1 pseudogene is annotated in these 380 nt (G+C 42.9%); it reads right to left on the bottom strand.

Annotated features, from left to right (window positions below):
• Window positions 1–90 precede the first annotated feature (90 nt).
• Window positions 91–282 (bottom strand): annotated as a pseudogene (locus tag PL85_RS11815) (ribonuclease H family protein); the annotation flags it as partial.
• Between the last annotated feature and the right edge of the window lie 98 nt (window positions 283–380).

The raw sequence follows: 380 nt of genomic DNA, 5'->3' as shown, positions 1-380 counted from the left end.
CAGTATAACGGTGGTCTAACGCCCAATGAATCAGAACGATTATATTGGGAAAACTCTAAAACCGTGGCCAATTTTAGTTGACCACTACAACCCTCGGTCTTTCCAGTCATCAAGCCAAAGGTTGAAACCTTTAACACAGTAATCATTATCTGAATAGATAACATCACCGTCTTCGGCATACTCTAATCCTTCAATAAACGCCAGTAACTCCAGCTCCGTACAATCCGTATCTCGGTTAATGATGATGCTCTCTTCATGAACAATCTCATTGTCTTCATCCATGACCACCAGCCCAATGCCACCTCGTGTTGTAGTGGATAAGTGAGTTTGACCACTTACTCAGAGTTTTTGCAATACCTAAGGGGCTCTTCTCCGCTTAG

This window comes from Vibrio anguillarum, from assembly GCF_001989995.2.
Lineage (GTDB): Bacteria > Pseudomonadota > Gammaproteobacteria > Enterobacterales > Vibrionaceae > Vibrio > Vibrio anguillarum.
Note: the sequence above shows the minus strand (reverse complement) of the source record. Positions and strands in the feature narration are given on the sequence as shown.